The sequence below is a fragment of the Fulvivirga aurantia genome, from assembly GCF_009711475.1.
GTDB lineage: Bacteria > Bacteroidota > Bacteroidia > Cytophagales > Cyclobacteriaceae > Fulvivirga > Fulvivirga aurantia.
This window is the reverse complement of record NZ_SMMD01000535.1, coordinates 356-3,700: the sequence shown is the minus strand read 5'-3', so window position 1 is coordinate 3,700 and position 3,345 is coordinate 356. Positions and strand designations below refer to the sequence as shown.

The following is a 3,345-nucleotide window of genomic DNA, read 5'->3' as shown; positions in this document are numbered from 1 at the left end:
AAAGGTCCTCTAAATCAGAATTTTTATACAGTTCAATCTGCTTTTTAGTAAATCCATTCGATGCTAATTGAGATAGAAGTGTTTGGCGAATAATTTTTTCTGATTTCAGTGCTCTTAAAGCCATTGCCAGAGAAGTCACATTGCATGTGTTAATGTTATAAACCCGTTTGTCTGATGCTCCATTTCCATATAAATTTTCAGAATTGAACTTATTATCCATTTGACTAGCATAAGGAGCTGCCTCTGGAGTAGACTTATTATTCAATTGATCCTTTAATAAATCTTTATCATTTTTATTAATTGATTCATTAGTGTTCAAAACCGCATCAATCCTTTCAATCTCCTTCTGTTCTTCATCGGTTGTCCAGCCAGAAGCCATCGCATTGCGCATACTGGTTAGTAGGTCCTTAGAGTAGCGTGAAAGATTTTTCTCATCTTTAGCGATTTGATATGCCAAATTATCACTACTCAAAGACCAAACATAAGAAAGCATACCAGCAACCAATTTAGGATTAAATGGTGCATATTTTCTCATTTCAACCGCCAATGATTCGAGGTCTTCATGGCGGTCATATATATTTTTTAGAGTCTTATCATCATCACTTGTCTCAGACAGTTCTTTTTCATACTCAGCCTGCCTTTTGCGCTTCAACTCTTCTTCCTCTGCCTTTCTTTTATCCTCGGCTGCTTTCTCTCTGGCCTTTTTTTCCTGTTCAGCTTTTTGACGAGCCAACTCTTCTCTCTCTGCAACTACTTTAGGGTAACCGGCCAGTCTTTTTTCAACATAACTGGCATCAGCCTCTTTCAATTTAGCCAGTGTAGGGCTTTCGCGCTTGCTAATTTTTCGGTCTACATCCGCATCTCCCCAATACATTACCTCTCGCTGAAATCGCTCAATTGCTTTTATTGTCTCAGGAATGCTTTCTTCAGCAACTGCTCCCGTCTCCTGATCTACTATAGCATTTATCTCCTGATCGTAGATGTCATTATCGAGCATGTTTATCTTGTTCAATAGCTGCTGTATAATATGCACATCAGATTGTATGTTTTTACCGCCAGCCCCTACACTAAACTGTAATTTAGGTTGCTTTTTCTCAGGTGGCGGAGGCAGAGGTTCTTTTCTTAAACTATCAGTATCCAATCTATTTGCATCTGCATCAGCCACCTCTTTTTTTGACGCTAATTCATTTTCAGGAACGTGAATCAACGCACCACCCGGGAAGCCTTTAACACCTTCAGCTTCGATCAATAGATTCTGATTTAACCTTATAAGCGCTTGCTCAGGTACTTTTAAATAACTGACAATTTCATCCAGGGTCCATCCAGCGGGTATAACGAAAGTGTCTTCCGCTTCTTCTACCGTGCCGGTTGAAGCTTTAGTTTGTAGCAATGGATTATCCAATGTGGCTACTCTGGGTTTTAGAGCCTGATTGTTAGTCTTTCCAGAATCTGTTTGAGGTGTTTTTTGCTGCATGCGTCAATATTGATTAGCAACGAAGACAATCATTACTTCTAACTATAATTTATTAGATAAGCCATAAATTTACCATTTAGATGGAAAGAGTAAATATAAAAAGTGTTTTTTTGTGCTAAATAAATTAACACATTAGTTCATGCATTCGAAGTCCTCTCCAAATACTCAATTCGCTCAAATTATTGCACAAGAAATATCATTGGTAGAAAACCTGGTGAAGAGTATTATGCGTTCCCTTTTAAAAGCTGATGGTGATGCCAGCCAATACCAGGGAATTATCTCTAAACTACCTTCTCCACACCAGTCATATGACCGTTTTCTTGTTGAGTACAAACTGCAAGATCCCGAGCGGTTGGCCATTGCTACAGCACTCACAGCTACTTACAAACCACAGGCCTTCGACTCATTCCTTTTACTCAACCCTGCTACAAATAGTCCCTTTACGGAATTAGGTGGGTACATTTCCGGATCAAACCTCGCATTTTCTCCCACTTTTCAAACTGTAATTTACATGATTGCAGGCGATGATCTCGCCAAAACGGTAACTGCTACTGAAAGTATTGGCCCACAATCAAAACTATTTGCTCAGCGGATACTTACCACACACTCAGATGACAAAGAGCGAAATTGGAAAAATTTTGTCGTAAAGACTTCTGAAGAATTTTTTTCTATCCTACAGGGGGCACATTATAAACCTTCGTTTAGCAGTGAGTTTCCGGCAGCAAGGATACAGACCAAAATGGCCTTTGAGGATTTGATTTTGGATTTCGACACCGAGCAAAAGGTATTAGAAATAGACACCTGGCTCAAGCATGGTCAGAAAGTGATGCAACACTCAGAGTTTGGCAAAAGGGTGAAGCCCGGTTACAAAGCCATGTTTTACGGTCCTTCAGGAACGGGAAAAACCTTAACCGCCACCATGCTGGGTAAAAAGAATAATCTTGACGTATACAGGGTCGATTTATCGATGTTGGTATCTAAATGGGTAGGAGAAACTGAGAAAAATCTGAAAGGTGTTTTTGACATGGCTGAGGATAAAAATTGGATTTTGTTCTTTGATGAAGCCGATTCAATTTTTGGTAAACGAACACAGACCCAATCCTCAAATGACAGGTATGCCAACCAGGAAGTCTCGTACCTTCTTCAGCGTATTGAGGAGTATCCGGGACTCGTTATTCTTGCTACAAATTTAAAAGCGAATATCGATGCTGCCTTTCACCGCAGGCTCAACAACATTATCTACTTCCCACCTCCTAATGAGGAGCATCGTATTGAAATTTGGCAAAAAACCCTTCCTTCTGATTTTGTACTGGATAAGGTGATTACCATGGAGGAGCTCGGTAAAATTGACCTTTCCGGTGGAGAGATTCTTAATGTGACTCACTATTGTCTCTTAAAATCTTATGAGAGAAATGATAAGCTAATCGCTGAAGAGGATATGACTTACGCCATAAGAAAAGAGCTAGAAAAGAAAGGAAAGGTACATAAATAGGCTGACGTTCTCATTCTTTATGAAGTCCAGAGATTCCCACCTACGTGGGAATGACGATCTTTATTGCGATATTATCTTTTACTCGTCTGACCACTTTGAGAGGTCTGACGAATAGTACTTTTTAAATACAGTCATTATCGTTCTATAGATCCTTCGCTATCGCTCTGGATGACGAAATCTAAAGAAAATCTCCCTAAACCACCCTACGAGTCATGCTGAGCGCAGCGAAGTAACTTACTAAGAATTAAAAATGACTATCAATTCGATTTATTAAGTTCCCTGCCATGCAGCAGGCAGGCCTCCTTCCTCGGGATGACAAAATTCTCGGTCGTCTTTGCTGACATAGCGCAGAGATTCCCACCTGCGTGGGAATGACGGA

The 3,345-nt window shown here is 40.0% G+C and carries 2 protein-coding genes; one reads left to right on the top strand and one right to left on the bottom strand.

Annotated features, from left to right (window positions below; all coding sequences use genetic code 11):
* Positions 1–1,474: hypothetical protein (locus E1176_RS04265; RefSeq protein WP_222933082.1), on the bottom strand; the 1,474-nt coding region annotated here is incomplete at its 3' end.
* Positions 1,475–1,613: 139 nt separating this feature from the next.
* Between E1176_RS04265 and E1176_RS04260 the strand changes: the two genes are divergently transcribed.
* The gene (locus tag E1176_RS04260) at positions 1,614–2,966 is read left to right on the top strand and encodes an ATP-binding protein (RefSeq protein WP_155209332.1); all 1,353 of its coding nucleotides are present in this window, start codon (positions 1,614–1,616) and stop codon (positions 2,964–2,966) included.
* The last annotated feature ends 379 nt before the right edge of the window (positions 2,967–3,345 follow it).

Bases quoted from the DNA above. Each gene is read 5' to 3' on its own strand.
- E1176_RS04260 (WP_155209332.1), top strand. From the start codon at position 1,614: ATGCATTCGAAGTCCTCTCCAAATACTCAATTCGCTCAAATTATTGCA.